This is a genomic window from Thermovibrio guaymasensis (genome assembly GCF_003633715.1).
Taxonomy (GTDB): domain Bacteria; phylum Aquificota; class Aquificia; order Desulfurobacteriales; family Desulfurobacteriaceae; genus Thermovibrio; species Thermovibrio guaymasensis.
The window spans coordinates 101,817-123,301 of the sequence record NZ_RBIE01000002.1; the positions used below are offsets into that span (position 1 = coordinate 101,817).

General features: G+C 43.6%; 21 protein-coding genes, 2 tRNA genes and 1 pseudogene. 7 read left to right on the plus strand and 17 right to left on the minus strand.

All coding sequences use genetic code 11. From position 1 onward, the window contains the following. Positions 1–69 precede the first annotated feature (69 nt). Positions 70–2,004, plus strand: a complete 1,935-nt coding sequence (locus C7457_RS05665) for an LPS-assembly protein LptD (RefSeq protein WP_121170943.1) — start codon at positions 70–72, stop codon at positions 2,002–2,004. Here C7457_RS05665 and C7457_RS05670 read toward each other — a convergent pair. The 7 genes and pseudogenes from C7457_RS05670 to C7457_RS05700 all read right to left on the minus strand — a co-directional run bounded on the left by C7457_RS05670 (position 1,985) and on the right by C7457_RS05700 (position 7,698). Then, positions 1,985–2,860 carry a hypothetical protein gene (locus tag C7457_RS05670; protein WP_121170945.1) on the minus strand — a complete coding sequence of 292 codons (876 nt, stop codon included), beginning with the start codon at positions 2,858–2,860 and terminating at the stop codon, positions 1,985–1,987. The two genes, C7457_RS05665 and C7457_RS05670, sit on opposite strands and share 20 nt — an antisense overlap. Continuing rightward, entirely contained in the window at positions 2,860–3,660 is an 801-nt protein-coding gene (locus C7457_RS05675) for an ABC transporter permease (protein WP_121170947.1), read from the minus strand. The genes C7457_RS05670 and C7457_RS05675 overlap by 1 nt, the downstream gene beginning before the upstream one ends. After that, positions 3,657–4,622 carry an ABC transporter ATP-binding protein gene (locus C7457_RS05680; protein WP_121170949.1) on the minus strand — a complete coding sequence of 322 codons (966 nt, stop codon included), beginning with the start codon at positions 4,620–4,622 and terminating at the stop codon, positions 3,657–3,659. The genes C7457_RS05675 and C7457_RS05680 overlap by 4 nt, the downstream gene beginning before the upstream one ends. Continuing rightward, positions 4,543–5,076 carry a prepilin-type N-terminal cleavage/methylation domain-containing protein gene (locus tag C7457_RS05685; RefSeq protein WP_121170951.1) on the minus strand — a complete coding sequence of 178 codons (534 nt, stop codon included), beginning with the start codon at positions 5,074–5,076 and terminating at the stop codon, positions 4,543–4,545. Before C7457_RS05685 ends, C7457_RS05680 begins: the two co-directional genes overlap by 80 nt. Positions 5,077–5,665: 589 nt before the next feature. After that, positions 5,666–5,771 (minus strand): annotated as a pseudogene (locus tag C7457_RS09020) (prepilin-type N-terminal cleavage/methylation domain-containing protein); the annotation flags it as partial. 104 nt (positions 5,772–5,875) lie between these two features. Further along, the gene (locus C7457_RS05695) at positions 5,876–7,273 is read right to left on the minus strand and encodes an MBL fold metallo-hydrolase RNA specificity domain-containing protein (protein ID WP_121170955.1); all 1,398 of its coding nucleotides are present in this window, start codon (positions 7,271–7,273) and stop codon (positions 5,876–5,878) included. Beyond that, positions 7,270–7,698: a thioredoxin family protein gene (locus tag C7457_RS05700; protein ID WP_121170957.1), complete on the minus strand. Its 429-nt coding sequence runs from the start codon at positions 7,696–7,698 to the stop codon at positions 7,270–7,272. Before C7457_RS05700 ends, C7457_RS05695 begins: the two co-directional genes overlap by 4 nt. Positions 7,699–7,756: 58 nt before the next feature. Between C7457_RS05700 and leuS the strand changes: the two genes are divergently transcribed. Genes leuS through yedF form a run of 4 tightly spaced genes read left to right on the plus strand, consistent with a single transcriptional unit; the run spans position 7,757 to position 11,890 of the window. Beyond that, positions 7,757–10,501 (plus strand): leucine--tRNA ligase, encoded by a 2,745-nt coding sequence (leuS, locus tag C7457_RS05705; RefSeq protein ID WP_121170960.1) that lies wholly within the window; start codon positions 7,757–7,759, stop codon positions 10,499–10,501. A 3-nt stretch (positions 10,502–10,504) separates the two neighbouring features. Next, positions 10,505–11,017 carry an LPS assembly lipoprotein LptE gene (gene lptE / locus C7457_RS05710; RefSeq protein ID WP_121170962.1) on the plus strand — a complete coding sequence of 171 codons (513 nt, stop codon included), beginning with the start codon at positions 10,505–10,507 and terminating at the stop codon, positions 11,015–11,017. After that, complete coding sequence (locus tag C7457_RS05715) at positions 10,992–11,297, plus strand: hypothetical protein (protein WP_121170964.1); 306 nt, start codon at positions 10,992–10,994, stop codon at positions 11,295–11,297. The genes lptE and C7457_RS05715 overlap by 26 nt, the downstream gene beginning before the upstream one ends. Continuing rightward, the gene (gene yedF, locus C7457_RS05720; protein ID WP_121170966.1) at positions 11,294–11,890 is read left to right on the plus strand and encodes a sulfurtransferase-like selenium metabolism protein YedF; all 597 of its coding nucleotides are present in this window, start codon (positions 11,294–11,296) and stop codon (positions 11,888–11,890) included. Before C7457_RS05715 ends, yedF begins: the two co-directional genes overlap by 4 nt. Here the strand turns inward: yedF and C7457_RS05725 are convergent. The 10 genes from C7457_RS05725 to C7457_RS05770 form a co-directional block, all read right to left on the minus strand. After that, positions 11,862–12,635: a hypothetical protein gene (locus C7457_RS05725; RefSeq protein ID WP_121170968.1), complete on the minus strand. Its 774-nt coding sequence runs from the start codon at positions 12,633–12,635 to the stop codon at positions 11,862–11,864. The genes yedF and C7457_RS05725 overlap by 29 nt on opposite strands. A 13-nt stretch (positions 12,636–12,648) precedes the next feature. Next, positions 12,649–12,724 (minus strand) — tRNA-Thr (locus C7457_RS05730). Between the two features lie 41 nt (positions 12,725–12,765). Continuing rightward, the gene (locus tag C7457_RS05735) at positions 12,766–13,023 is read right to left on the minus strand and encodes a YgaP family membrane protein (RefSeq protein ID WP_121170970.1); all 258 of its coding nucleotides are present in this window, start codon (positions 13,021–13,023) and stop codon (positions 12,766–12,768) included. Further along, complete coding sequence (locus C7457_RS05740) at positions 13,010–13,720, minus strand: hypothetical protein (RefSeq protein ID WP_121170972.1); 711 nt, start codon at positions 13,718–13,720, stop codon at positions 13,010–13,012. The genes C7457_RS05735 and C7457_RS05740 overlap by 14 nt, the downstream gene beginning before the upstream one ends. After that, the gene (locus tag C7457_RS05745; protein ID WP_121170975.1) at positions 13,704–14,519 is read right to left on the minus strand and encodes a tetratricopeptide repeat protein; all 816 of its coding nucleotides are present in this window, start codon (positions 14,517–14,519) and stop codon (positions 13,704–13,706) included. The genes C7457_RS05740 and C7457_RS05745 overlap by 17 nt, the downstream gene beginning before the upstream one ends. Beyond that, on the minus strand, positions 14,516–15,079 hold the full coding sequence (folE, locus tag C7457_RS05750) for a GTP cyclohydrolase I FolE (protein ID WP_121170977.1): 564 nt from the start codon (positions 15,077–15,079) through the stop codon (positions 14,516–14,518). Before folE ends, C7457_RS05745 begins: the two co-directional genes overlap by 4 nt. Before the next feature lie 3 nt (positions 15,080–15,082). Then, positions 15,083–16,966, minus strand: coding sequence for an ATP-dependent zinc metalloprotease FtsH (gene ftsH, locus C7457_RS05755; RefSeq protein WP_121170979.1), 1,884 nt, complete (start codon positions 16,964–16,966; stop codon positions 15,083–15,085). A 5-nt stretch (positions 16,967–16,971) separates the two neighbouring features. Beyond that, on the minus strand, positions 16,972–17,472 hold the full coding sequence (hpt, locus tag C7457_RS05760; RefSeq protein WP_121170981.1) for a hypoxanthine phosphoribosyltransferase: 501 nt from the start codon (positions 17,470–17,472) through the stop codon (positions 16,972–16,974). Then, entirely contained in the window at positions 17,426–18,772 is a 1,347-nt protein-coding gene (gene tilS, locus C7457_RS05765; RefSeq protein ID WP_121170983.1) for a tRNA lysidine(34) synthetase TilS, read from the minus strand. Before tilS ends, hpt begins: the two co-directional genes overlap by 47 nt. Before the next feature lie 18 nt (positions 18,773–18,790). Next, a tRNA-Met gene (locus tag C7457_RS05770) sits at positions 18,791–18,867 on the minus strand. A 111-nt stretch (positions 18,868–18,978) separates the two neighbouring features. Between C7457_RS05770 and C7457_RS05775 the strand changes: the two genes are divergently transcribed. Continuing rightward, positions 18,979–20,193: an argininosuccinate synthase gene (locus C7457_RS05775; protein WP_121170985.1), complete on the plus strand. Its 1,215-nt coding sequence runs from the start codon at positions 18,979–18,981 to the stop codon at positions 20,191–20,193. Beyond that, positions 20,190–21,485, plus strand: coding sequence for a trigger factor (tig, locus tag C7457_RS05780; protein WP_121170987.1), 1,296 nt, complete (start codon positions 20,190–20,192; stop codon positions 21,483–21,485). The genes C7457_RS05775 and tig overlap by 4 nt, the downstream gene beginning before the upstream one ends.

Genomic DNA, 21,485 nt, shown 5'->3' on the forward strand with positions numbered 1-21,485 from the left:
CTGAAAACTCCTTTAAATTTGGTTTACAGTTTAAAATTAAACTACAAAATTGAAAAGGGGTAACAGATTTTGAGAAGGAGCGTTCTAACCTTTCTCTTCCTCCTTACACTCCCCGCCTTCGGAGGGGAGGTCCCGGTAGTAATAACGGCAAAGGAAGTTAAGGGAAACGTTAATACCTCTGTAAAGGCACACGGTAGAGTAGTCGTAAAGTACAAAGACGTTACTATAGAGGGAGATAAGGGCCTATACGATAGGAAAAGGGAAACTATAAGAGTATGGGGAAATGTAGTAATAAAGGAAGGGGATACCGAGCTCCACTGTAAAAACCTCATTTACAACCTTAACACAAAGGAAGCTCTCCTTGAGAACGTTGAAGGGTGGCTTTCAAGGGGGGAAAGACTTAAGGCAGAAAGGATTAAAAGGGTTTCCGAAAAGGAGTGGATAGCTTACGACGGAGAGTACACCCCCTGCTCCCACAAATGTCCAGACTGGTCGGTCTCTGCAAAGAAGTTTAAGATCCTCTTAGGAGAGTCTTTCGCAGGAAAGTGGGTAGCTTTTAGAGTAAAGGAAATTCCTATTTTAATTTCTCCTTACCTTTCAGGGCCCATAAAGAGGGAAAGGAAGAGTGGTTTTCTGTTTCCAAGGTTTGGGTACATAAGTAAAGACGGTTTTATTTACAAACAGCCCTTCTACTTAGTCCTTGGAAGGAGCGCCGATCTAACCCTCACCTACGAAAAAAGGACTATTGACGGAGAGGGAAAACAGGCAGAGTTAAGGTACGTCTTAGGAGAGAAGAACAGGGGAGACCTAACTTACTACCAGCTTAACAAGTCAGACAGGAAGGACTGGAAGTTTAACCTTAACCATACTTACAAACCTTCAGATTATGCCTACGGAAGTGCAAAGGCAGAGATAGTAAGTAGCAGGGAGTACTACAAGAGCTCCTCAAACCTTGACACAGTGGAGCAGTCACAAGTCTACACAAAGTCAGACGTAACAGTAAGTAAACTCTGGGAGCACACTGTTTTAAACGCCAACGCCGTTTACTTAAGGTACCTTGACGGAAGTGCCGATACTATCTACCAAAGACTTCCCTCCCTCTCCATTTACCTCCTTGATTCTCCAATCCCTAAAACTCCCTTCACTTTTAACCTCTTTTCAAGGGCTACATACTTTTACAGGAAGGCTGGAGGGAGCTCCTACAGGGTTAACCTAGAACCTTCCCTTAAACTCAGTAAGCAGATTGGCAGGGTAAAAAACACCAGCGAATTAACCTACATGTACACTTACTACCAGTTCGGCAACAGCAGGGAGCTGTGGAGGTTTAAAAACTCAACTAAGGTTAATAGGTTCTATCCCCTAGGTAGCTACGCCATTTCAGTTAACCCAGAACTAACCTTTAACTACGTTGAAAGCAAAAATCAGGAGAGTTTCCCCCTCTACGATATAACAGATAGGATAAGGGGAGAGAGGAGGTTAAGCCCTGCCGTTGAACTTTACCTTTACGGAAAAGGGAAAAGGTTAGCTCGTATATCGGCTCAGACCGACTACCTTCTAAACGGCTCTAAGTGGAAGGAATTAAAGGGAGACTTTGAAATTACTCCAACTTACTGGTTGACCTTAAGGGAAACTGCAGACGTTTCCCCCCAAAGAGGTGGACTAAAATTTCTAAACTCCTACGCCCAGGTTAACCTAAGTAGAATTAACCTCTGGATCAATCACTACAACGGTAAAGAAATGGATATCCAATACCTTAAATGGGGTTTTAAACTACCACTTTCGCCATTCCTAAACTTCAACTACATCCAGAGGTACGATTTAAAAAACTCAACTGACAGGGAAAGAAAGTACTCATTCACCATGAACAGGGGATGTTGGAACGGAGAAATTTCCTACAGGTGGATAAAAAATTACGATAGCACAATTGACTACCAAATAGTTTTAACCATTAACTTAGTTAAACTCGGAAGTTACGGCTACAAATTTACTGGGAAGAAGGAGTAGAAGACTTAACCGGTCTAAGGTTACTGGTAGTCCAAACAGTACACTTTTGCCTATCTACGTAAAACTTCCCACCATAAGGATCTTCTGGAACTTTACTAATAAATCCTTTATCTACGAGCTCATCTAAAGAGTTAGGACACCTCCTGTAAACCTTTCTGAACTTCTCAAGAGCTAAGTTAAGGTCTCTAAGGTAAATAAGGACTTTTAGTCTCCTTTCAAGCTGTTTCCTTAGAACTTCATTTTTAACCCTCTTTAACTCCTGAGCAGTCTCAATCACAGCAAGCTGATATTTACCAGACTGAGCGTAAAGACGGGGAATTAAAAGTTTAAGGTAGTAGGGAGCCCCTTCCATATCAGATGCCTTTTTCAAATACTGAGCACCCTTAACTTTATCCCCTAAAAAGTAAAAGTAGTTAAACCCTATGAAGAACGGAAGCCTCCAGTCGTCTATATATTTCATTCCTCTTTCAAGAGTTATATTAACCTCGTGCAGAAATTCCTTCTTATCCTTTATTCGCCATAGAATGTAAGAACCGGTAAAGTAATAAGGGTCAAAGTAGTAAGGATCAAGTTTTGTTATAACCTTCACGTTGTGAAAATTGGTTTCCCACTCCTCCTTACTGAACTTTCTCTCCCGCCACTGGTTAAAGATGTCATTCCCAGTCAGATAACAAGTCTGCATATAGAGAACGTCGGAAATAAGGGGCTTGAGGGTAGGGAAGGTCAAAATCAACCGTTCGTAGGAGTAAGAATAGACCTTAGAGTCCCCTTCAACCTTAGGTTGAAGGGAGGTTGCCTTCTCCATAACTGGATAAGAAAGAGCTATAAGGAAAAACGCCAAAACCAGCCTTTTCACTACAGTTCTCTCCTAGTAAAGAACCAAGTGGAGATTAAAAGTACTGCACAGGAGTAGAAAAGGGTATAGAGAACAATCAGGACAAAGTAGAGAGGTGAAACGGAGAGCTGAAGGTGAACGGCATAGGCCTTGAGGTCATAGAGGGAGAAGTTGGGGAAGAAGTAGTAGAGGACTTTTATTAAAACCTTGTTAAAAGGGCTTACGTAATCAGAGGAAAGGGACAGCTCCTTAACAGAGGCAAGCTCAAGGCCCGAGAGGAAAAGGAGAAAGCCGACAACGGTGGCGAGGGTCTGGCTCGTAAAGAGAATTGAGAATAGGGTTGAGAAGGCCGATAGGAGAGTTCCCATAAAGAAGAGGGAAAGAGTCAGGAGAAAAATCCTTTCAACTACAATAACATGAGGAACGTACAACCTTGCGAAGTGGCTTATTCCTAAAACACCCACAGAAACTATAAAGAATGAGGCAAAGAGAAAGAGGGCAAGGGCCATAAGGGAGCCAAAATACTTGCCCACAAGGTAACTCTCCCTCTTAATGGGTTTGGAGAGTATCAGATAAACGAACTTATCGGAGATATCACGAAAAAGGGTTGAGACGGGAACCATAATGGCAAAGATGGCCGTCAGGAAGAAGTAGAAGGCAAGGGCAAAGTCCATACCCACCTTCACGCTGTCTCCGGCGGCAAGCTCGGAGAGGTAGTAGCTGAGGAAGAGTAGGAGAACCTCAACAAGGAGCATTCCGATAAAGAAGCGCTCTTTCACGCTCTCTCTAAAGGTGAGCTTTGCAACCGGCCAAAAACTCAAATCATTCCTCCAGAGCCTTTAATAAAGGAGACGAGAATGTCCTCAAGGGAAAGGCTCTTGGGCTCAACCGCCACTATTTCATAGCCCTCCCTCCTTAACTTTTCTAGGAAAGACCAGAGCTCTTGCCTGCTTATTTCCTTTGAGAGGAGGGAACTCTCACCAACTTTCCTGTAAACTAACGTATATCCAGTAATAAACTTACTTATAAGGGAAGAAACCGAGTCAATTAGCTTTATCTCACCACCGACGATAATAGCAACCTTGTCGGAGAGCCTCTCAACGTCTTGAATTATGTGGGAGCTGTAGAAGACGGCCTTACCTTCTTCCTTTAACCTTCTTATAACGGAAGCAATCACACTCCGCCCGACTGGATCTAAACCGCTCATGGGCTCGTCAAGAATTAGGAACTCCGGTTCGTTTAGAAGGGTCGCGGCAAAGAGGAGGCGCTGAACCATACCTTTAGAGTAAGAGGAGAGCTTCCTCTCCTCAACGCCGACGAGTTCAACGAGCTCAAGGAGTTTTAAGTACTTCTTCCTCCTCTTATAGTAGGGAATACCGTAAACGTCGGCACAGAAGTCAAGGTACTCCTTTCCGGTTATTGAGAGGGGAACGTAAGGCCTTTCTGGAAGGAAACCTACTTTTCTCTTTACAGAAACGTCCGTATTTAACTTTCCGAAAATTCTAATTTCCCCACTGTCGGGAAAAATAAAGCCCATAATTGCTTTCATTGTAGTCGTTTTACCCGCACCATTAGGACCTATAAACCCAAAAATTTCCCTACTAACTTCAAAGTTTACGCCCTTTAAAACCTTAACGCTCTCCTTTTTAAGAAAACCTTTCTTATAGCTCTTTTGTAGGTTTTTAACAGATAAAATAGCCATATCAGTAAACCGTGTAATTGACGTAGACGATTCTTTGGGGAGGTTCATCGGGAATGAAGACCTTTCCGATATTTCCGTCATTGTCAAGGTCTGCCTCTGCCTTCATTAAGATATCTATAACTCCTTCTCTTACCTGAGTAAAGCCGTTAGCAACAACGCTGTCATCGTAGCAGGCCTCCACATCGGCCATACACTGGGAAACGGTTCTACTGCCATTCGCCTTTGCAACGGCATACCTATACCTGATAACACCTTGAGGTCTAAAACCTATAAGGTAAAAGTAAGAGTTACTGTTCCAATCCTCCGTACCCTGAGGGGGGGGTATGTTTTCAGGGGACCAGTAACAGGTAACGTACCACCCCTTCTCCGCCCTGTAGATCTCCTCCAGTTTTCTTAGAACTCCGAGGTTTTCAAGGGCTTCTACTCTTTTAGCTTGAAGGACGTACCTTTTGTAGTTGTACCCCGCTATTCCCGCAAGGATTCCTAGTAAAAGGAGTACGATTAAGACCTCTAAGATTGTAAACCCTCTTCTCAATTTTTCTACTCTTAATGTTAGTTATTATGACCATTTTATAAAACTGAGAAAAAAAAGAAAGGGCCGAAGCCCTTCCTTGGGAGAGCAAGGATTAAGCCAAATTAAAACTCGTTAGCACCTGCATCAACGGGGTCAGGATTAATCTTGGTGTGCTCGTCGTCCCTATAGAATCCGGCTTTGATGCCGTCTCCGTCAAGGTCGCCGGTAGCGGCAATCGTAATATCAACCTGTCCATCGTGAACATCAACACCGTTTTGAATGTTACCGTTTGTGTCAATTGAAGTGTCGGTGTTGTAGGCGGTTGCATCGTTGGCCATGCTGTTACCGGAAGTTGCAGGTGATTGAGGAGCCCCCTCGGTTACACCGTAAACGTAGTAAACATCCCCTGCAGGCCTAAAGCCGATAAGGTCAAATCCTGCACCGGGAGTTTGAACCTGCCAAGGGTGCTTTGTAGGTCCGGGAGTAACTCCAGTAGGAGCCGCCGAACACTGGGCGTACTGACCGTGCTCTGCTGCAAAGCTCTCCTCAGCAGTTACGATTGCCCCAATGTTCTCCTTGGCCTCAACGGTTTTTGACTTGAGCTGGAACTTCCTGTACTGGGGAATAGCAATTGCTGCAAGGATTGCAATAATCGCTACAACAACCATCAGCTCAATAAGCGTGAAACCTTTACGGAAGTTTGATAAGTTTTTCATGTTTACCTCCTAAATGAATTTTAGTTTGCTTAAGTAGCAAGACATATGCCAGTTAATAAGGGAAAATAAAGAAGAAACTTTCTAATTAAGAGTGACGATTTTTGTCAATCAGGATTAACAATTTTTGTCAAAAAAAAAAGACTCTCATAGAGAGAAGGAACAAAAGGAATAATAGAGAATATCTTATTAACTTCTTTCTTAAAAACTTCTTGAACCCTCCTTTCACCATGAACTAAAACAACGTCGGTATTACTCTTTACAGTTTCCCTAAGCCAGCTTAAAAGCTGAGGTTGGTCTGCGTGGGAGGAAAAGCCGTTTATAGTGTAAACCCTAGCGTTAACTTTAACTATCTCGTTAAAGACTTTAACTTTCTTCTTTCCCTCAACTATCTCCCTTCCCAGAGTTCCCTCTGCCTGGTAGCCTACAAACACTATTGAATTCCTCTTATCCCAAATCCTGTGCTTTATGTGGTGGAGGATCCTACCGCCGGTACACATCCCGTTACCAGCTATTATTATTGCTCTACCCTCATAAGTGTTAATTCTCTTTGACTCCTCAACAGTCCTTGTAAAGTGAAGGTAAGGAAAAGAAAAGAGATCCCTTTTCCTCCTTAGTTCCCTAAGAACCCTCCCCTCAAGGCACTCTGGATGGCGGTTAAATGTCTTTGTAATTGAGATTGCAAGGGGAGAATCAAGGAAGACTTTGCAGGGAGGGAGCTCCCCCTTTTCATACATTTCCTTCAGTATGTAAAGGATATCTTGTGCTCTCTCAAGGGCAAAGGTAGGAATTAAAACGACCCCACCCCTTTCAAAGGTTGAAAGAACCGCCTCTTTAAACTCCTTAACCGAATCCTCAAAGCTCTTGTGCTTCCTGTTTCCGTAAGTAGTCTCTATTAAAACCAAATCGGCCTTCGGAGGAAGCTCAGGGTCCCTTATTAAAGGCTTACCTCTATTCCCCAAATCCCCGCTAAAGAGGACTCTTTTGCCCTCAACCTCAATCTCAACGAACTCAGAACAAAGGATATGACCTGCATCGTGAAAACGGAACCTTACAGGGCCAATTTGGTACCACTTCTTAAAGTCACAGGCCCTAAAGTGGCTGAAAGTGTCAAAGACGTCATCTACAGTGTAGAGGAGTTCCTTCGGTTCCTTCCCTTCCCTCAGCCTCCTCCTGTTTACAGTTTTAAGGTTCTCCTCTTGAACTTGAGCTGCATCCATGAGTATTAACCTTGATACCTCAATGGTTCCAGAGGTCGCGTAAATTTTTCCCTTAAAGCCCCTCTTTACCAGGTAAGGGAGCCTCCCACAGTGGTCAAGGTGGCCGTGGGAGAGGATTACAAAGTCAACCTTCGATGGATCAAACGTAAACTTAGGGTTAAGGTCTTCAAGCTCTTCACTTCCCTGAAAGAGACCGCAGTCAAGGAGAAACTTAGCTCCTTTAACTTCAAAGAAGTGGCAACTTCCAGTTACAACCCCTGCTGCTCCGTTAAAAGTAATCTTCACTTCAGCTTCTCCCTTAAAACCCCCTCGCTCACAGGCCCAAGAATGACCTCTTTAATCCTACCATCTTTAACAAGCACCATAGAGGGAGTTGCAAGAATCCCTATTTTCCTAACAGCTTCTGGCTTCTCCAAAACATTTATTTTTACAAAGTGAACACCTTTAAGCTCCTTTGAGAGTTTTTTATAGATTGGTTCAACCATTTGGCAGGGACGGCAGTTTGGAGAGTAAAAGTAAATTAAACCCTTTCCCTTTTTAAGCTTTGGTACTAAAAGTTCCTCCGGAACAGGCTCACCCTTTAACCTTTTAGCCTTCCAGCGCCAGTAGAACCTTAGTCCAAAGATGAATATAAATGAGAAAACTAACAGGACAAAGATAACGTCAAAGAAGATTGCAGCTACTTTTAAGAGGGGTTCTGGAATAGACATTATCAAACCTCCCAGCTAAAATTGGGAACAATTATATTACTCATGAGCTGGAGGAGAGATGAAGTACGAGCACGATAAGATAGAGAGAAAGTGGCAGGAAAGGTGGAAAGAGGAAGGAGTATTTAAGAGTTCTCCAGACTCAAGGAAAAAGTATTACGTCCTTGAAATGTTTCCTTACCCATCTGGAAAGATTCACATGGGACACGTAAGGAACTACTCAATAGGAGACGTAATAGCAAGGTTTAAGAGAATGGACGGATACAACGTCCTCCACCCAATGGGATGGGATGCCTTTGGACTCCCAGCCGAAAATGCAGCAATAAAGAGTGGGGTTCACCCGAGGGACTGGACAGTCTCAAATATAGAGAACATGAAGAAAGAACTAAAGAGACTGGGATTTTCTTACGACTGGAATAGGGAAATTGCAACGTGCCTGCCAGAGTACTACAGGTGGAATCAGTGGATCTTCCTTAAGATGCTTGAAAAAGGAATAGCTTACAAGTCAAAGGCTCCGGTAAACTGGTGTCCTTCTTGTCAAACCGTCCTTGCAAATGAACAGGTTGATGAGGAAGGAAGGTGCTGGAGGTGCGGAACGGAAGTAGAGACTAGGGAAATTGACAGCTGGTTTTTAAGGATTACCCAGTACGCTGAGGAACTCCTTAACGACCTTGAACTCCTTAAAGGTCATTGGCCAGATCCTGTAATAACTATGCAGAAGAACTGGATAGGCAAGAGCGTAGGAGCCGAAGTTGAGTTTGAAGTTCCTGAAAAAGGGAGAGTAATTAAGGTATTCACAACCCGACCGGATACCCTATTTGGAGTAACCTACGTAGTCCTTGCTCCAGAGCACCCTTTAACGATAGAACTATCAAAAGGGACTCCTCAAGAAGAGGAGGTTAGAACTTTCGTTGAGAAGGTAAAGAGAACTGAAAAGAGGAAGAGGAGTACGGGAGAGCTCCCAAAAGAGGGAGTCTTCCTGGGTGTTTACGCTGTTCACCCATTAACAGGTGAGAAGGTTCCCGTTTACACTGCAAACTTCGTCCTTATGGACTACGGAACGGGAGCTGTAATGTCAGTCCCCGCCCATGACACCAGGGATTTTGAGTTTGCAAAGAAGTACAACTTACCAGTTAAAGTTGTCATAACTCCTGAAGGCCAAGAACTTAAACCGGAAGAGCTAGAAGAGGCCTACACCCAACCGGGAGTCTTAATTAACAGCGGAAAGTTTACAGGACTTAAAAGCGAAAAAGCAAAAGAGGAAATTACGAAAGAGCTTGAAAAGCTAGGTAAAGGCAGGAAAGCAGTTCAGTACAGGCTTAGGGACTGGAATATCTCTCGCCAGCGCTACTGGGGAACACCAATTCCCGTAATCTACTGTCCGAAGTGCGGAATAGTTCCGGTTCCCGAAGAGCAGTTACCTGTGGAGCTCCCAGAGAATGCTCCACTAACAGGAGAAGGAAAGTCTCCCTTAGAGAGAGTTCCAGAGTTTGTAGAAGTTAAGTGCCCCAAGTGTGGAAGTCCTGCAAAGAGGGAAACCGATACTATGGATACCTTCTTTGACTCCTCATGGTACTTCTTAAGGTACTGCTCTCCAAAGGAAGAAAACCTTCCCTTCAAACCTGAAGAGGCCTCCTACTACATGGTCGTTGACCAGTACATAGGAGGAATTGAACACGCAGTCCTCCACCTCCTCTACTCAAGGTTCTTTACAAAAGTACTGAGAGACCTAGGTCTCTTTAAAGAGCCTGAGGACGGTCACCAGAGGGAGTTCTTTAAAAAGGGAGAACCTTTTGAAAACCTCCTAACTCAAGGAATGGTAAATAAGAGGTGGATAAGCGTTAAGAACCTACTGAAGGCCCTCTGCTTAACAGAAGAGTGCACCGTAGGAGAACTAATCAAAGCTCTAACAGGAAAAGAATTTAAATACGATGAGACCATAGGATCTTTAATGAGGAGATACCACATAACGGTTGGAGATAACGCAGTCCTTCTCCTCTCTACCGAAGAAGCCAAGAAGTTCCTTGAGGGAGAACCTGAAGAGGTTCTAAAGCCTTACGAGGAGAAGTTCGGCGAAGTTTCAAAGATGAGCAAGAGCAAGCTAAACATCGTTAACCCTAGTGAAATGGTTGAAAAGTACGGGGCAGACTCAACGAGGCTATACGTTCTCTTTGCCGCTCCTCCTGAGGCAGAATTTGAGTGGAAAATGGAAGGAATTGAAGGAGCCTACAGATTTTTAAGGAGAGTTTTCCAGTTCGTAACCGACAACCTTGAACTATTAAAGGAGGACTTTAAAGGAGACTTATCAAAGGGAGGAAAGGATTTAAGGAGAAAGACCCACCAGACCTTAAAGAAAGTTACAGAAGAGCTTAGTGAGAGGTTTAAGTTCAACACGGCAATTGCAGCAATTATGGAGCTCTTTAACCAGATTACCTCCTTTAAACCGGAAACTGAAGGTGATAAAGGTGCCCTAAAAGAGGCAGTTGAGAAGTTAATAGTAATGCTCTACCCGTTTGCTCCACACATGGCAGAGGAACTCTGGGAACTAACGGGACACAAAAGACTTCTAGCAAAAACCCAATGGCCCAGCGTTGACGAAAAAGCTTTAAAGGAAGAAGAGGTTGAAATCCCTGTACAGGTAAACGGTAAGGTTAGAGCAGTGATCACCGTTCCTGCAGGAGCAAAAGAAGAGGAAGTGAAGGAGATGGTCCTAAAAGAGCCGAAAGTTCAAAAGGCAATAGAGGGTAAAGAAATAATTAAGTTTATCTACAGGCCAGGAAGAATAGTTAACCTTGTTGTGAGGTAAGTATTGAGAGTACTTTTACTTTTACTCTTTCTCCTCCTTGGAGGTTGTGCAACTACAGGGCAAGTTCAAAAACCTCAGGTACTTGAACACGTTTACCTTGAGCCAGTAACGAACAAGACCTCCGAGGAGGAGCTTGACGTTATCTTCTCCAGAGTTGCCGACGAGGTCTTCTACTCAGACCCCAGGTTTAAAGTTGACCTGAAGCCGATTCCCGATAGAACACTAATAGTTAAACCAACTATTCTCTCAATATCAACTACGGCTGTAGGATACGACAGAAATGACGTTGCCAGACAGTACATGATGACGATAAAGGCCCAAGTTAAACTCATTAAGTACGGTTTTAAAAAGCCCCTCTACACATTTACCATAGAGAGGTACGACTTCTACAACACCTACGGAACCGCTTCGGAAATTGAAGAGAAGAGAAAAGAGTGTATGGACAGGATAGGAAGGCAGATATTCAGAGAAGTTGGAGAGAGGTTACTAGTTGAAGGTTCTAAAGAAGTTAAATGACGATAGGTTTAAAATCGTAGTAGCCCTATGGGAAGGGAAGACCTTCCTATACTTAAAGGATGAAAGGGAAGGGAGTGAGAGTTTAGGAGTTATAGAGGGTGGAGAAGTTAAAAGGGTAGATGAACTTTGGGAAAAGCACCTTAAAGACCCTGAGTTTTGCCTACCTTGCGAACTCCTTTTAATACCTAAGCTTAAAGTACTAAAGTGGAAGAGCTCAGTAGCTGAGATAGGTTTAACCCTTGAGAGATTGGAAAGGTTTAAAGAGGAGGTAGGAGAATGAGAGAGGTTAACTGCAGGGGACTCTCATGTCCTATACCCGTTTTAAAGACGAAGGAAGCCCTTGAGAGTATGGACAGTGGAGAGATTGTCGTAATTGTAGATAACAAAGCCTCTAAGGAGAACGTAAAAAGGTTTGCCCAGAAAATGGGATGTCAGGTAAAAGTTGAAGAGAAGGAGGGAGAATTTCACATCTACATATTAAAGGGAGAGGGCTCCAAAGAGAAAAAGGAACGAGAAGTTAAAGAGGAAGGAGGAAAGGAAATAACGATCTTAATTGCTTCAAGTTACGTTGGTGAGGATAAGGAGCTTGGGAAAATTCTAATTAAAGGTTTTATAAAGACTTTCCTTAATGCTCAACCTATACCTAAGAGAATAATCCTAATAAACACAGCAGTTAAACTTGCCTGCAGAGGTGCAGACCCGGAGATCCTTGAAGCTTTAAAGGAACTCTCAAACAAAGGTGTGGAAATCATCTGCTGTGGAACGTGCCTTGATTACTTTAAACTCCTTGAGGACCTTGAAGTTGGAGTGGCATCAAACGCCTACGACGTAGTACAGGCTCTAGTTAACTCTGATTCTGTAATTCGCCTTTAAAGGCTATAAGGTAAGCTTTGGCAGCCACTCCCCCGAAGAAAACGTTAGCAAAGTAGAGGAAAGGAGCTCCAACGGGGATAAAGACGATTGAAACCGTTAAGACTAAACCTACTAGGAGAAAGATAGTTCCGAGAAGTCCAGACACAGCAATAAAGGTAAAGTACTTAAGAGAGAGAGTTCTCTTCCAGAGGGAAGGGGAGAGCATTTTGAAAAACGATAAAAAGGCTTCACCAAAACTTTCTTTATTCATAGCATAACCAAAGGCAAGTGGATAGAGGTAGAGATACCATGAAATAACCAGAATAACAAGCATAAATACAAAAAAGAGCTTGAGTAGCAGGTTAACGAGCTGAATCTCTGAAAGGTTTTCAACACTACCTATCGGAATTCCCGAAAGAACTATAACAATCAGAAGAAAAACAACAAGAAGAGAATTCATAATGAAAGAGGAGAGAAATATTCCTGCAGATGTCTCAAATCTCTCGGTAAAGACCTTTTTAACCGTGGAAGACTCAATAAAAGAGTACAGCTCATCCTTTGAGAACCCTTTCAAAATTGGAGTTCCGTAGTAAACCATAATCTGAATTCCAAGGAGTTGAAGGAGAAAGTTTGAAATAATTGATACTGGATGAAAAAAAGAGAGAAGAGTTAAGGATATTAGAAATAGAGTATAAATCGCTACTGCTTTCCAATTTTTAACCAGCGATTGAAACGAATAGTCTAGAATTAAAGACAGGAATTCCAAACCTCCCCCTAAGTGGTGCTGGCGGGGGGACTTGAACCCCCGACCTGGGCATTACGAGTGCCCCGCTCTGCCAACTGAGCTACGCCAGCTTACAAAGTGATAATTTGGTAAATTACCCCCAAAGTGTCAATTACTTACCCTTTTCTTTTTCACAGTACTTTTCAAGAAGTGAAGGAACTCCCAACTTGTGAAGCAGAATTGAGGAAGGGCAGAGTCCCGTAACAGCGAAGAACATTAGCATAAAGCCGACAAAAGCAGTAAAGTAGAAGAAATACTTATTACCAGTATAAAGGCCCAGAATAACGCTTACAAAGACGAAAAAACCGGCAAGAAAGGAGGTTATCCTTTCAACGTACCAGCTGTCGGTTTTAGCCCTATAAATCGCCATTTCCCACCTCCTTTTGATAGACAATTCTACAGTTTTGAGGAACCTCTCTGTAAAGCTGATTAGAATCTATAAAATCTCCCCCAAAGCAGACCCCAGAAAACTCACCTGCAAGGTTAAAGACAAACCCATTTTCCCTACACTCCCCCTTTACAAAGGGAACAGCTTTAACTTCAGAACCAGAAAAGGTTAAGAGAGCTCCGTAATCTTCAACCACACCCCTTGAAACCTCAGGAGGTAAAAGACCTCTAGCAGGAATCTCTAAAACGATAAGACCTCTACACAAATAGGCTTTATCAGGAGTGAAAGTAGCGTAGCCGTTTAGTTCAACCTTAACGAAAGGCCACGCCATAAGGTAGTAAGTTAGAAGGTACAGCTTACCAAGCTCTACCTTAAGAACCAAAGAAGGTTTCCTTTCACTTCCATACTGTAAGTAGACCAGGTAATTGCTGATAACTTCTTTAATCTCATTTACTCTTTTTTTCACTTCTTGAGGGACTTTCTCTTCCTCTACTTGGGCTTCAAGTTGAGAGTGTTTAACTTTTCTTTTCTCCCTACCTATCTCCCTTGTAATACTCAGAGGAACCTTTTCAAAGTGATTGGTAACTACAGATGGGTTGTAGAATAAAAAGATAACTCCAAGGGAAACTACTATAATGAGGGAAAAGAGAAGTATTAGGAAATTAAGGAGCTTGTCCATCAAGTTCCACAAGCCTCCTTCTTGCCTTTGCTGCAAGGCTGCTACTTGGATCTATAGAAATGCACTTCTTTAAGTACTTCTTTCCATTCAAAGTATCTCCACTCTTTATAAAGAGCTCCCCCAACCTACAGTAAAGTTCTTGAACTTTTGGGTAGAGGGATATTAACTTAAAGTAAATGTCCTTTGCCTCTTCCAGCTTTCCCTCATCTTCCAAAAGTTTAGCAAGTTCAATATAAGCCGGAGCAAAGTCCTGATTGTTCCTGATGGCCATAATAAGATTTCTCTTTGCCCTCCCCCTATTCCCCTTCTTCAGCTCTAAAAGAGCAAGACGGTAGTAAGCAGCCTCAGGAGTAAGGTAAAGTGGATTTTCTAAGGCCTTTAAATAGCACTCCTCGGCTCCCTTTAAATCCCCCTTCTCCTCGTAAAGAATTCCCAAGTTCAACCAGGCTTCAGAAAAGTCCTTTTTAAGGGAAAGGGCCTTCTTTAAGTAACTCTCAGCCCTCTTATAATCTCCCCTCTTAAGAAATGCAAAGCCTATGGCATTATAAATTTTCGGATCTTTAGGGGATAACTTCCTTGCCTTAAGGAGGTAGTTAAGTGCAAGGGGAATCTCTCCCATTTGAAGGTAGGCTACTCCAATCTGGTAGTAACCTTTTGCCTTTTCTTCAGGAGAGGGCTTTTTAACCTCTTCAGCCACCAGCGGTTGAGGAGGCCTCTTTACCTCCTTCTTATTTCCCCAAAGGGAAGAACAGGAAGTCAAAAATGGAACGACCAAAGCTAGGAAGAGGAACCTCCTCATGACCTCCCCTTTAGGAGGAAAAGGGCTTCCATCCTTGTAGGTTCTTCCCTCATAATCCCCTTTACCGCACTCGTAACAGTGTAAGAGCCGGGCTTCTTTACGCCCCTCATAATCATACACAGGTGCTGAGCCTCCACTACAACCATAACGCCTTTAGCGTTAAGCTTTGCCATTACAGCATCAGCTATCTGCTCAGTCATCCTTTCCTGAAGCTGAAACCTCTTTGCGTAAACGTCAACTATCCTTGCAAGTTTTGAGAGTCCGGTAACTTTACTGTTATCTGGGATGTATGCAACGTGGGCCTTTCCAAAGAAGGGAAGCATGTGGTGTTCGCACATTGAGTAAAAAGGTATGTCCTTTACAATTATCATCTCATCGTACTTTTCAGTGAAGAGAACGAGGTGATTTTCAGGACTGTCGTTGTAGCCCGAAAGGATCTCCTCGTACAATTTGGCAACTCTCTTAGGAGTATCCTTCAAACCTTCCCTATCAGGATCTTCTCCTATGGCAATTAAAATCTCCCTTACTGCCTTCTCTATCCTCTCACTATCAAAAGCCACCCTCTAAGCCTCCAGCTGTGGATTGAATCCGAAACCTCCCATCTCCTTCCTCTCTTCATTTCCTCCCCTACTTCCCGGCTTTGGAGGTTCGCTGTCACTCTTTGAGAGCTCCCCATTTATCGCCTTATCTATCTCCTCTCCAGTTAAGGTTTCCCTCTCTAAAAGGGCCCTTGCAAGGTTTTCAAGCTTGTCCCTATTCTGAGATAGGAGCTCTTTAGTCCTCTGATAAGCTTCATTGAGGATTCTCTTTACCTCTTTATCAATGAGGCGGCGGAGCTCTTCACTAACCACCTCTACAGGCTCCCCAAATTGCTCCTTTATTTTAACCGCTATAGGCCCGATTTTCTCGCTCATTCCCCACTCGGCAACCATCTTTCTGGCAATCTCGGTTGCCCTCTCTATGTCGTTCCCTGCCCCGGTTGAAATAGTTCCAAGGGCAATCTCTTCAGCAACTCTCCCTCCAAAGAGGACTGCAATTCTGTCAAGGAGGTACTCCTTCGTGTAAGTGTACTTATCCTCCTCAGGAAGCTGCTGGGTTAGACCAAGGGCCTTTCCTCTAGGAATTATCGTAACTTTGTGAACCTTATCTGCATTTGGTAAGAGCTTCGCAACTAGGGTATGGCCAGCCTCATGATAGGCAGTAGTGATCTTCTCTTGTTCAGAGAGGACCATACTCTTTCTCTCAATTCCCATAGTAACCTTATCCTTTGCCTCTTCAAAGTCTTCCATAGTAATTTTTCCATGGTTCTTCCTTGCAGCTATCAGGGCTGCCTCGTTTACTATGTTTGCAAGGTCAGCTCCAGAAAAACCTGGAGTTGAACGGGCTATTACCTCAAGGTCAACATCTTCAGCTAGAGGCTTATTCCTTGTATGGATTTTTAGTATCTCCAACCTCCCCCTAACGTCTGGAAGGGGAACGAAGATCTGCCTGTCAAACCTTCCAGGCCTTAAAAGGGCCGGGTCAAGGATATCCGGCCTGTTTGTCGCTGCAATAACTATTATTCCGTCGCTACTCTCAAAACCGTCCATCTCAACTAAAAGCTGGTTCAAAGTCTGTTCCCTTTCATCATGGCCGCCACTTACGCCTACTCCCCTCTTCCTTCCAACAGCGTCAATCTCGTCAATAAAGACTATACAGGGAGCGTGCTTTTTAGCCTGCTCAAAGAGGTCACGAACCCTACTTGCACCTACACCAACGAACATCTCTACAAACTCTGAACCGCTAACTGAGAGGAAGGGAACGTTCGCCTCCCCAGCTATAGCCTTTGCAAGTAGGGTCTTACCCGTTCCTGGAGCTCCCGCAAGGAGAACCCCTTTAGGAATCCTTCCCCCTAGTTGCTGGTACTTCTTAGGGTTCTTGAGGAAATCTACTATCTCTGCAACCTCTTCCTTAACCTCGTCTATTCCCGCAACGTCTTTAAAGGTTACTTTAGGCTTATTATCTATAAAGATCTTCGCCCTGCTCTTTGCAAAAGAGAGGGCCTTAGAACTTCCTGCACTCATCTGCCTCATCATACTTAGCCACAGGAGAATGAGAAAAATCATAGGAAGCCACGAAACCAAAACGGTTATGTACCAAGGACTTCCTTCCTCAGGCTTAACTTCAATCTCAACTCCCTTCTTCGTAAGCTTGTTTATCACCTCGTTGTAGCCGGGGGGAAGGTAAGTTTCAAAGCTCTTACCGTCTTTCGTAACTCCAACGACCTTTTGGCCTTGAATCAATACCTTCTTTACCTCTCCCTTCTCTACCTGCTGAACGAATACTGAGAAAGGTTCAACAGGAGTCCTTACCTGATTAGAATTGAAAAAGTTAAAGGCTAGGATAATCATCAAGGCTATACCTAGCCAAAGGGCCAAACTCTTAAAGATTTCCTTTACCTTATCCATCCTTCTTACTCCTTTAAATATCCTATATAGGGAAGTTGACGGAATTTCTCGTCTAAATCTAATCCGTAACCAACTACAAAGTAATCCGGAACCCTAAACCCGACAAAGTCGGGCTTTAAAGAGGTCCTCTTCTCTACCTCCTTATCAAGTAAAACGCAGGTTTTCACATCTAAAGCTCCCTTAGCCTTAACCCACCTAAAGGCAAAGTCTAAGCTCTCACCCGTATCAAAGATATCGTCAACGATTAAAACTCTCTTACCTTCAAGGGGAACCCTTGGCTCAAGGGTCATCTTGGTTTTACCTTTCTCTCTACCCCGATAACTCTCAACTTTCATAAAGTCAAGCTCAACATCCCTGAAGTTCCTGACGAGGTCTGCCGTAAAGATAAAAGCCCCCTTGAGAAGAGAAATAACAACAAAAGGGGAAGGAAGGGCTTCCTCTATTTCCTTTGCTAGCTCCTTAACTCTCCTTTCTATCTCCTGAGGCGCAATCAGAACTTCCACCATCTGATTCAAACTCAACCCCTACGAAGTTTCCACTTAAAGATAGGTCTTTCTTATAAAGTTTGGGAATATAGACTATCTCCCCCTCCACTTCAACAATCGGGAGCTCCCACCTCTTAGTAGCAGGAACTCTCTTCTCTATTAGGAACTTCTTAAGGCTCTTTGAGAAGTTCTTAAATTTAAGTCTATCTCCCGGCTTCCGGCTTCTCACAATTATACCGGCTTTTTTAAAACCCTCTTCGGAAACAACAGGTTCTCCCCTGTTTAGGGAAAATCTCAATATACCCAAAGGAGTTTTAACTTCAGAGGGAATGGTTTCAACTTGGTAGTAAAAATCTCCTCTTTTGTCTTCTGGAGAGATAACAAGGTAATCCTGTTCCTTATAAACGGTAAAACCCTTATCAGGAATAAAAGACTTAAACCCTTCCTTTTTAATTAATGAAACTATTTCGTTAACTTTTCTATGAGAAAGAACTCTTCCAGAAATCCTCCTGTAGGCTTCAGAAAGGAGCTCCGTTAAAAGGTAAGGGTGAAGTTCCTTTAGCTCGGAAATTGGAACTCTAAAAGTATTACCCTTAAAGAACCTCTTTAGTAATTTCTCAACTTCCGAGGAAACAAAATCCTCAACTCCCCTCAAAATTTCAGAACTCCTTAAAAAGGCCTCTTCAAGGGATGGGTTAATTTCCCTCAGATGAGGGATAACCTTCAGCCTAACTAGGTTCCTCTCAAAGTCAGTTTTTAAGTTTGAACTATCAACTACGTAAGGAATTCCCCTTTCTTTGAGGTACTCCTCAACTTCCCTCCTCTTGACCTCAAACAGAGGTCTAATGAAAACGTCCCTCTTGGGAAGGAAGCCCCTCAAACCCTTTAATCCCGTTCCTTTTGTCAAGTTCAAAAGAACGGTTTCAACAAGATCTGAAGCCGTATGACCAAGGGCAACGAGGTCCCCTTTCCTCTCCTTTAAGACCTGATAAAGAGCTTTGTAGCGGAGCTCCCTTGCAACAGCCTCAACGTTCCTTCCCTTTGAAACATCCAAAACGTTGACTCTTTTAACCGTAAGGGGAACTTTTAAGCGCCTGCAGAGTTCCTTAACGAACTCCTCATCCCTAAAGGACTCCTCTCCCCTTAGCATGTGGTTAACGTGAACGGCCTCAACTTCAATTTGAAGTTCGTTTTTTAGTTCAAGGAGAACTGAAAGGAGAGCTACAGAATCGGGACCTCCGGAAAGGGCAACAATTACCTTTGAACCGGGGGGAACTAGACTGAACTTACGGATAGTCTTAAGGACTTTTTCCTTTATCATGGAGAAAGTATAAAAAATTGGTGGCGACGGGTGGAGTCGAACCACCGACCTGGCGGGTATGAGCCGCCCGCTCTAACCACCTGAGCCACGTCGCCACTTGCATAGGGAAATATAGACCAACCTTCCCAAAGTGTCAATAAAGGGCGTTGTATATCGGGTAAATTTTTCCTAAAATTCCGCAAGTTAAAAGAGGCAAGGAGGAAACCGTGGGAAAGAGAGTAGTTCTTGCTTACTCCGGAGGGCTTGATACTTCAGTAATAGTCCGGTGGCTGGCTGATAAGGGTTTTGAAGTAATAACCTATACAGCAGACGTAGGACAGGGAGAGGAGCTTGATGAGATTCCCCAAAAGGCAAAGGCCTCAGGCGCAGTTGAGGCAATAGTTGATGATATCAAAGAGGAGTTTGCAAGGGAGTACTGTATTCCCCTAATGAGGGCAGGAGCTCTCTACGAGGGTAAATACCCTCTAATTTCGGCCCTATCAAGACCCCTCATAGCCAAAAAACTCGTTGAAATCGCTCATAGAGAGGGTGCAGACTTTGTAGCTCACGGTTCAACCGGGAAGGGGAACGACCAGGTAAGGTTTGAGGCCTCAGTTTGGGCCCTTGACCCTGATATAGAGGTTTTAGCTCCGGTAAGGGAGTGGGAGTTTAAATCAAGGGATGAGGAGATTGAGTACGCAAAGAAACACGGAATTCCGGTAGTTGCAACGAAGGAAAAACCTTACTCTTACGACAGAAACCTTTGGGGAGTTGCAATTGAAGCTGGTCCCCTTGAGGACCCTTACGTAGAACCTCCTGAGGATGCCTTCGTCCTTACAGTTAGCCCGGAAAAAGCTCCAGACGAACCCCAGTACGTTGAAGTTGAGTTTGAAAGGGGCCTTCCAGTTGCAATTAACGGAAAGAGGTATGAGGAGCTCTGGAAGTTAATCTGGGATTTAAACGAAATCGCTGGAAGGCATGGCTTTGGCAGAATTGACATGGTTGAAAACAGGCTAGTTGGAATTAAGTCAAGGGAAGTGTACGAAGCTCCTGCAGCCCTACTTCTAATGAGGGCTTACGACGAGCTTGAAAGTCTAGTCCTTGACAGGTTTACATACCACTATAAACAGAGCCACGTAAAACACCCTTACGCTGAAGTAGTCTACGAGGCTCTTTGGTTTACTCCTCTAAGGGAAGCACTTGACGCGTTCAACAACCAGATAGCTCCCTTAGTCAGCGGAAAGGTAAAGTTTAAGCTCTATAAAGGAAGCGCACAGGTAGTAGGAAGGAAGTCTCCTAACTCCCTTTACTTTGAAGACCTTGCTACCTACAGTCCAAAAGACACCTTTGACCATAAAGCTGGAGCAGCCTTTACAAAGGTATGGAGCTTACCCCTTAAGGTAATGGGAAGAGTTAGAAAGGCAAAAGGAGGAGAGAAATGAAATACGAACTTGAAAAGAGGGGAGACGTAATCTACGGTCTAAAGATTACCGCCGAACCTGAAGAGCTTAGAAAGGAGGTTAACCTAATAGCAAAGGAGATTGGAAAGAACGCTAAGGTTCCCGGCTTTAGACCCGGAAAAGCCCCCGTTCCCATCATAAAGAAGTACTATCAAGACGAAATCAGGGACGCTCTCCTTAGAACCTTCATTCCGAGGAAACTTGGAGAGGTTGTTGAAAAGGAAGGGCTAAAACTCCTTACAGAGCCGGGAGTTGAAGACTTTAAGTTTGATCTCAAGAACGACACCTTTGAGATTTCTCTAGTCCTTGAGGTCAAACCTGAAGTTGAACTCTCAAAAGAAGATTACACGGGAATTAAGGTTAAGAAAACAAAGAGGGAGTTAGGAGATAAGGACGTAGAAAAGGTTATAGAAGGTCTTAGAAACCAGCTTGCCCAGTGGAAAGAGGTAGAGAGAGAGGCAAAGGAAGGGGACTTGGTTGATATTGAGTACGAAACGGAGGTTGAAGGGGAAAAAGAGCCCCATAAAGGTTCCGTTTCAGTAGTTCTGGGTCAAAAGCAGCTGTGGCCTGAGGTTGAAAAGGAAGTACTAGAGAAGAAGGCTGGAGAAGAAGGTGAAGTTGAATTTACTGCAGAGGACAACAAGGACGTTTACGGTGAAGTAGCAGGAAAGAAGGTTAAGGTAAAGTTTAAAGTGAAAGCAGTTAAAGAGAAAGAACTTCCCGAGGTAAACGACGAGTTTGCAAAGAAGTTAGGCTTTGAAAGCCTTGAGGATATGAAGAAGAAGATAAGAGAGGACCTTGAAATAGCTGAGAAGACGAGGGAGCAGGAAGAAGTAGAAGACCAGATTATTGAAGAGCTCCTTAAGAAGGTAAACGTCCCCGTTCCACCTTCAATGCTTGACCTTGAAATAAGGGCTCAGGCCGAGAACCAGCTAATGAGACTTGCTCAGATGGGAGTAAACGTTCAACAGCTCTCACCACAGGCCATCTTTGAGATGGTTAGGCCAACAGCAGAGAAGACAGTAAAGGTTAAACTTCTCCTTGAGAAAGTAGCAGAGCTAGAAGGAATTGAAGTTACAGATGAGGAGGTTGAAGAGGAAATTCAAAAGCTTGCAAATAACCTCTTCGGCGGAGACTACGTTAAGGCAAGGCAGTCCCTTCAGGAGAGGGGACTATTACCTTTAATTAAAGAGGACGTAAGGAGACAGAAAGCCCTTGATAGGTTAATTGAACTTGCAGAAGTAGAGGAAGTTAAAGAGGAAGAGGAAAAGTAG

Excerpts from the sequence above, each read along its gene's own strand:
- C7457_RS05680 (WP_121170949.1), bottom strand. The coding sequence starts at position 4,622 with ATGACGGAAATATCGGAAAGGTCTTCATTCCCGATGAACCTCCCCAAA.
- C7457_RS05700 (WP_121170957.1), bottom strand. The coding sequence starts at position 7,698 with ATGTCTATTCCAGAACCCCTCTTAAAAGTAGCTGCAATCTTCTTTGAC.
- leuS (WP_121170960.1), top strand. The coding sequence starts at position 7,757 with ATGAAGTACGAGCACGATAAGATAGAGAGAAAGTGGCAGGAAAGGTGG.
- yedF (WP_121170966.1), top strand. The coding sequence starts at position 11,294 with ATGAGAGAGGTTAACTGCAGGGGACTCTCATGTCCTATACCCGTTTTA.
- C7457_RS05735 (WP_121170970.1), bottom strand. The coding sequence starts at position 13,023 with ATGGCGATTTATAGGGCTAAAACCGACAGCTGGTACGTTGAAAGGATA.
- C7457_RS05740 (WP_121170972.1), bottom strand. The coding sequence starts at position 13,720 with ATGGACAAGCTCCTTAATTTCCTAATACTTCTCTTTTCCCTCATTATA.
- C7457_RS05745 (WP_121170975.1), bottom strand. The coding sequence starts at position 14,519 with ATGAGGAGGTTCCTCTTCCTAGCTTTGGTCGTTCCATTTTTGACTTCC.
- ftsH (WP_121170979.1), bottom strand. The coding sequence starts at position 16,966 with ATGGATAAGGTAAAGGAAATCTTTAAGAGTTTGGCCCTTTGGCTAGGT.
- hpt (WP_121170981.1), bottom strand. The coding sequence starts at position 17,472 with ATGGTGGAAGTTCTGATTGCGCCTCAGGAGATAGAAAGGAGAGTTAAG.
- tilS (WP_121170983.1), bottom strand. The coding sequence starts at position 18,772 with ATGATAAAGGAAAAAGTCCTTAAGACTATCCGTAAGTTCAGTCTAGTT.
- tig (WP_121170987.1), top strand. The coding sequence starts at position 20,190 with ATGAAATACGAACTTGAAAAGAGGGGAGACGTAATCTACGGTCTAAAG.